Annotated in this window: 6 protein-coding genes; 1 reads left to right on the top strand and 5 read right to left on the bottom strand. The window is 37.5% G+C overall.

The window, feature by feature from the left end; genetic code table 11:
* The first annotated feature begins 272 nt into the window (after nucleotides 1–272).
* On the top strand, nucleotides 273–1,196 hold the full coding sequence (locus ACFVSH_RS21050) for a hypothetical protein (protein ID WP_387707658.1): 924 nt from the start codon (nucleotides 273–275) through the stop codon (nucleotides 1,194–1,196).
* Between the two features lie 171 nt (nucleotides 1,197–1,367).
* Here the strand turns inward: ACFVSH_RS21050 and ACFVSH_RS21055 are convergent, their stop codons facing one another.
* The 5 genes from ACFVSH_RS21055 to ACFVSH_RS21075 form a co-directional block, all read right to left on the bottom strand.
* Nucleotides 1,368–2,909 (bottom strand): glycoside hydrolase family protein, encoded by a 1,542-nt coding sequence (locus ACFVSH_RS21055; protein ID WP_387707659.1) that lies wholly within the window; start codon nucleotides 2,907–2,909, stop codon nucleotides 1,368–1,370.
* Nucleotides 2,910–3,015: 106 nt separating this feature from the next.
* Nucleotides 3,016–4,062: a glycosyltransferase family 4 protein gene (locus tag ACFVSH_RS21060; RefSeq protein ID WP_387707661.1), complete on the bottom strand. Its 1,047-nt coding sequence runs from the start codon at nucleotides 4,060–4,062 to the stop codon at nucleotides 3,016–3,018.
* Nucleotides 4,063–4,067: 5 nt separating this feature from the next.
* Entirely contained in the window at nucleotides 4,068–4,871 is an 804-nt protein-coding gene (locus ACFVSH_RS21065; protein ID WP_387707663.1) for a glycosyltransferase family 2 protein, read from the bottom strand.
* Nucleotides 4,849–6,069 carry an O-antigen ligase family protein gene (locus ACFVSH_RS21070; RefSeq protein WP_387707665.1) on the bottom strand — a complete coding sequence of 407 codons (1,221 nt, stop codon included), beginning with the start codon at nucleotides 6,067–6,069 and terminating at the stop codon, nucleotides 4,849–4,851. The genes ACFVSH_RS21065 and ACFVSH_RS21070 overlap by 23 nt, the downstream gene beginning before the upstream one ends.
* On the bottom strand, nucleotides 6,050–7,009 hold a 960-nt coding region (locus ACFVSH_RS21075; RefSeq protein ID WP_387707667.1), incomplete at its 5' end, for a lipopolysaccharide biosynthesis protein. The genes ACFVSH_RS21070 and ACFVSH_RS21075, both read right to left, overlap by 20 nt.

The raw sequence follows: 7,009 nt of genomic DNA on the forward strand, positions 1-7,009 counted from the left end.
AAAAATCATTGTAAGGACTTAACTAAAATGTGTCCATGAAACTATACTAACTCCAGTTGTTAAGATGTACTTACTCAGAGTGTGTTGGGGAGGATAATAAATTCGATTATGAACTCTATTAATCCGGTAATGCAATGATTGAATATGGAATATAATTGATCCTTGGAGTAGGCGGAGCTGGCTTATCATCTAGGTTAAATAAAGTGTTATTTCATAGGCAGAAATAGATTATCAAATTCAGTTTCAAAAATAAGGAAAAAAGGATGGATTTCATGAAAAAAATAATCGGTTTATCTATATGTATTGTGCTTATTGTTTTCCTCATTTTTCAGCAGAAACATTCTATATCTAACCATAAAGAAAAGATATACGTTGAAGATTTTAAAGGGGCCAATGATTCAGCGAAGATTCAGGCTGCCATCGATCATGCTAAGGCCAATAAATTAAAGACGGTTATGCTGGATGATAGGAAGTACACAATTTCATCACCGATCATCGTCAGGAAAGGTGTTAAGCTGCAATTTGGTTACGGAACGAAATTCATTGTAAAGGGAAACTTCAGGGTGCTTGAGCTTGAGCGGAATGCTTCCATTGAAGGTGCTTATGTAGTGATAAATGATGCTGAATTTAATTCAGAGGTCATTTACTTAGATGGTAAGTATAAATATTATAATACCTGGAACAAAACGCATGTGAAGGATGTAAATATTATAAATTGGTCTGAAAGTAATCAGGGTACTGGGATATCTTTCTATGCTGGCGGTAAAGAACATGAGATTTCTTTCGTGAATTTTGAAAATATCAAGGTTGCAGGGATGGAGACTGGAGTAAAGTTAATAGCTGAAGAACCGTCTTCTGGTAAGGCCTGGATCAATGCCAATCGTTTTTTGAATCTATCATTAGAAGATTGTGTGAATATGATTTACATAGATAGTAACTCTACCATACCGAATGAGGTTAGTGGTAATCAATTTACCAACTTACAGATACAGCCTTCAGGCAAAACAAAGAGCATTTTGAAGATAAGTGGGCAATACAATAATTTTGAGGGAATGGTTTGGGATCTGGACAAAGTCACACTTCAAAACGAGGTTATTGAATTTACGGAAAATAGCATGGGCACTACTATTGATATCCCATCCTTACCAATGAGCCGAATCACTGACAGAGGTCAGGCCAATATCTTGAATCAATAAATAAAAGCGAAAAGGGTGGTTAGCTAATAGATAGGCACTCACCCTGAAATGCAAATTGGAGATAACATTAATGATCATTAATTTACTGGTACTATTGCTCCTTATCTATGGGGAATAATCCTTTCCTCTTTGGATAACAAGTTAATATGCCAGTTTTTTTATATTTAATAGTCAGAGCTTTGAAGTGATAATTTGGCCTTGATCATTAATACTCACTTTCCACTTTGTTCCGTTTGGAGAAGCCATTGTTACAGCTTTCCCTTTTTGAAGTTCTATATCTCCATATAATGTTCCGCCAGTAGTCGGCAACCAAGCTGCACCTTGCTGTAGGGATGATCTTGCAAAGATGCGATTAATCCGGAATCGTTTGTGATCTTGTGTATACCCGCTTAATGTCAGTTTAATTTTATAAAGCGTTTCTGCTCTTGCTTCAGAGATCACCGTGTTACCGGCATTAAATGGGAGATTTTTTGCTATGATCCAAGGTCCATTTAAGCTTTGTTGATATTCAATCAATACGCGACTGGGACTTTCATTCCATCCAAAATAAAGACCAAAGCAATTTAACATTTTAATGGGCTGTTTGGTAAAATCCAATTCTATCACAACCGGTTGGGAACTGGGAACATCGAGGTAATTTACACTTTGCTCATCGAGTAAATTGAAGCAATTATTGATATTTCCTCCATAAGGAGCCTTGCCAGAAAGCTGACGGACAGCATAGCGGACGTTTGCATTTACTAAGATATCGTCTTGATTCCCGACCAGATGGGCTTTTCCTAAGGCAAGAGGTGGATATACTTGGAGAGATTCTTCATGAGGGGAGGTGCATCGATTGTATTGGCCGCGATCAAGGATGGATGTGGATACCTGATTCGAGCTTAGGTAGTTGTGATGGGAAGTGGAGGAGAACTCAATCACGAGCGGGGGATCATCCATACGGTAGGTATCCCATATGATGCCTTCAAATATATTATAAGCACCTGAGCATCGTATGACTTTTTTCGTTTGTTTTCGGCATTGAACTTGAAGTCCAGTAAAGGTGTTGCCGGAAATTTCGTAAGGTAGGTCACTGTTTCCTACAATCTCGATACCGTACTGGCAGCCATCTATAAAAATGGACTCGAAGGAGTTGGCATTAATCCAGCAGGGGGTATCTACATTTGATAGTTTTTCGGTTTTTAAAAAGAGTGCTGTATGGAAGTTTGTGATTTGGAGGGAGCTAGCCTTAAAGAAACTGATGAAATCCCATGCTTTGTTACAGTATAAATGGATGGCTATACCTTGATACGTTGTTGTACGGTTAATGATATTGATATTGGATATAGATGTATGATTATGGATCTCTATTTGCTGCGCCCCGGAAAGAAAGATGACGGATGAATTGAAGCTATTATCCACTACTTCAATCGTCCCGCCGGAGAGGGAAGCATCCTTCTGTAGCTCAAAAACCTGGAAATTACCTTTAACTATTAATGTTATCGTCGGGTCAATTTCAAGATGGACATTTTGCTTAATGACAATGGGGGAGGAGAGGGTATATTGCTTCTTCCCTGTAATGGCAACTTTAGAGTAGTTATTATCTACACAATAATCAATCGCTGCCTGAATGGCTGGTGAATTATCCGCTAGATTTGGGTTGGCGCCGAAACAATCTATATTAGCAACCTCCCTGTTCTGGCAATCCTCAGGGAGGTTGAGTGGGTCTGCCATATATAACACTCCTTTTATGGTGATATTATATAGCATATGCTTGTCCAAAAAAGTATGTATAGGTATAAAAAACAAAAAACAAACGAGGTCATCGTTTGTTTTTTGTTCATTTATAGGTTTTCAGTGTAGAATGAATCATATTCGAGAGGGAGAAGGATTCTTCTACCTTTTGTCTTGCTTTGCTTCCCAAGCGTTGTCTTAAATCCACATTATCTTGAAGTGTTTTAATTTGTTTGGCAAATTCCTGTTCTGAATGTTGGGAAATGAGAATCCCGGTTTCATGGTCCACAACCGCTTCTTTAATGCCGCCTACATCCACTGACATAATTGGCGTTCCTGTTGCCATTGCTTCCAGGACAACCATTGGAAAAACCTCTCTAAGTGATGTTAAAAGAAGTAAGTCCATATTGCATATAAATTCATATGGATTGGAGGCATTGCCTAGTAGCATCACTTTATGGCGTAACTTTAAGTCTTTAATCATTTTTTCTACAAATTCTCGCTCCGGTCCATCTCCAGCAATATAAAACTTCACATTAGGTACATCCTTTAACTCATTAACGATTTTCAAGAAAAGTTCATGATTTTTCTCTTTTGATAAACGGGCTAAAATTCCCACATTGAAGGTTTCTTTAGGCTGTAGCTGTTTAAACGAAAAGTGTTCAACATCCACACCATTGTAAATGGTCCGAATAAGCTCATTCCTAACACCCAGCTGAAGTAAGTTATCTCTTTCAAAATTACTGACAGCAATGATTTGCTCAACATTTTTATTCAGCACCCTTTTAAATAGAAAGGGCAACTTTTTTTCTAGAATGGTTACATTATGCTTGGTGTACACCAGTTTGATATTTCTTCTGGTCAGTTTCTTGATGGCGATCGAGTATAGCAGCATTCGTAAACTATTGGCATGAATGACATCGATATGTTTTAAGCTAACTTCTTTAGTTAGTGTTTTAAGGTTGGCAAGGTGATTCTTTAAGCTTAAAGGAATGAATTGTTGTTTGTTATGAATTTGCTTGTACAATTCACCCGTCGCAGCAGCAGAGTAAAACGTCATGTTTTCATCCTGGAGATGATTTTCCAATTTGCAAAAGTACATCTCAGCGCCGCCAATTATGAGCTTATCTGTAAGTAGCAGGACATTGTTCATATACCTTATTTCCCTCCATTTAGTAAAGAGGCAGGCTGTGAACCTCTGTTTTTGTTGTATGCGTTATAGGCGTATTTGCTAAAATAAAAGTTAGCTTTAATAAAGTTTAATTTTTCCTGGCTTCGTAAAAGCCTCCAATACCGGTAGGCAGCCTTAAATTTATTTCTTGAAGTAGAGTTACTTACAATTCGATACTTGGATAAGACTTTCGGTAAGCCGTGAGCTATATATCCTTGTCTTAAGAGTAACAGCCATAATGCAGTATCCTCTGGCTGAATATCAGGCATTTCAATATGCTTGATTTGCAGCCTATCAAGCATCACTGTTAAACAGCCAATCGTTGTATTTCCAATCAGATGCTTATAATCCACAGCTTTAGGTGCCTTTACTTCAACATCAAGAGAATTTCCTTCTTCATCTATTAAAGAATAAGAGGTGAAAGAGAAAGCGAGATTTCCCTTTTGCATAAATGCAACTTGTTCTTCCAATTTAGTCGGAAGCCATAGATCATCACTATCTAGGAACGCGATATAATCTCCATGGGCTTCTTTAATGGCTATATTCCTTGCCCTGGCGGCCCCGACATTCTTGGATAAAGGGATAAGTCTTATCCGTGAATCATTCTCAGCATAGGATTTAATGACAGAAGCCGAGTCATCCTTTGATTGATCATCAACAATGATCATTTCCCAGTTATAGTAGGTTTGATTTTGGACAGTTTTTATCGTTTCTGTAATAAAAGACTTGCTGTTATACGAAGGAGTGATCACGGAAACTAAAGGTCTGTCATCCTTTTTGCTGTAGGTCACTATATTCCACCTCTTTTCTCTCATATACAGATATATATTTTAAAGTTAGTGCTAAAAAGGAAAAAAATGCTTCATTAATCATGAGTGAAAGTGACATCATCTGTATTAAGAAAGCAAAAAGAGTAAGCACAATAAAGGGCTTTTCTTTGTGTAATTTAGTCTTGAATAAGGTGAGTATGAGCATCAATAGAAAGGAAAGGTAAAAAAGAAAACCAATGATTCCAGACTCTACTAAAACCTCCAGATACGTATTATGAACATATAGCTTTTCATTATGCTCGAAGGCGTAATAATCGGAAAAGTTGAATGCACCGATGCCAAAAAGGGGATTTGACATAAAGTAGTTGATCGCCTGCTCCCATAATTCAAACCTGCCGCTGCCACCATCAGTTGAAAAGTCAGTAATGCGGCTCGTGATGATTTCATTGAAATCTATTTTGATAAGAGACCCAGCAACAAATATCACCGTTAGAAATATTAAGGAAACTGCTAACATTTTAATTTTTTTGGAGAAATTAGCTAAAAGCATGTACAAAACGACCACCAGTACAAGAGCTAAAATTCCACCTCTTGAAAAAGTAAGAAGAGAAGTAATCATACATAGGAGGAAGCCAATTGAATGCTTGAATCCCTTTAAATTGGTTAAATAAAAGGAAAAAAAGATTGTGTTAAAAAAAATGAAGATGTTTGGGTCATCCAGTAAACCGATTAATCTTGGATAATCCCGGTCTAATAATAATCCATATGATGTAATCTCAACACCTGTCGGGAATCTGCCTGTCACCTGTATTCCTATGATGTATAATAATAGACTGCTAATGTTAAAGATGATCCCGACATTTGCAATCGAATTCTCAATGGCACTTAACGTTGTTAGTTCCAATACATATCTCATGATGAAATAACAGCCAAGTACGAGTATCACCCCTAGGATGACCCGAATGCTCGATTCAGGATACTGAGAAAACGCGCCGCTCAGACAATAGGTGAAATAAAATAAAAGCAATAGAATTTCATAATGATAAAGGGTATGAAAATAAAAATCCCGAAAATGAATGCAGAAGAAGATTGCTAGAAAAATCATGTAAATTTTTAAAGAAAAACCGATGGATATATTATATTTACTGAGCGTAATAAAAAATAACAAGAGAAAGACTGACCACATAGAGGTGTTTTTATTAATTAGCAATCTTTCCATTCTCTTTTTGTCTCCCATCTAGTAAATGTTTGGCGTCATTTTTCTTTTTTATGAAGCCAACGATTAATTCCTTGCTGCTCTTATCAAGCAGCAAAATTAGAGCAGTGACGAAAATGATGCTAGAAATCATCGCTATAAAAGGATACTTGGATAATAAGTTGTGCATCAGGATGAAACTAATCGAAAAGAAGGTGCCATACGGCAGGATGACCTGGAAGAATACCTTTCTTTTTTCTGGGTTGGCAGCGACATAGCCAATGAATGAGACAATTTCCATGGTTAGGACGGCAAAAGCTGAACCAGCGACAGCATAGTTGATGCTCAGAAAATAGAAGGAAACCAATCCGATGGTGATGGTAATGAATTGGATAATTGTACGACGGTTCTGTAATCCCCTTGTCGTAAGGCCATCAGCAATGGCAATGTTAAAGCCTTGCAGAACGATTATAAAGGCCAATATTTTTAAAGGCTGAACCGCAGATCCCCACTCGGCTCCGAATAAAATCGTCACGAGATAAGTGGCCAAGTGGAATAAGGTTAAAGTCATGCACATGCCTATATAGGACATGATTTTCATTTGCAGGATATTCAATCTTGTGTGTTCTGCAAGCTCCCCTTGATTGTATCGCTTAAATAAAAGCGGAAAAAAAGCGCCTGCGATGACCCCTGGTATTTGGTATAAAGCAGAAGGAATCCGATAGGCTACAGCAAAGAGACCGACAAGCGCTAATGGCAGTGTTTTTTCCAGCACCAATGGACCCAATTGTGGGGTTAGCATAATAAATAACCCACTGATTAAAAACGGACTAAGATTCATTAATAATTGTTTTTCAAAAGGAGATTTCCATTTTATTTCCGCTTTTTTCAGCAGTAAATAAAGGCTGTAAAATCCACCGGCTAAATAAGAGAATCCATATAAAAAGGCTGCTAGATGCACATC

Origin of the sequence: Peribacillus sp. NPDC058002, assembly GCF_042886655.1 — a bacterium.
Lineage (GTDB): Bacteria > Bacillota > Bacilli > Bacillales > DSM-1321 > Peribacillus > Peribacillus aracenensis.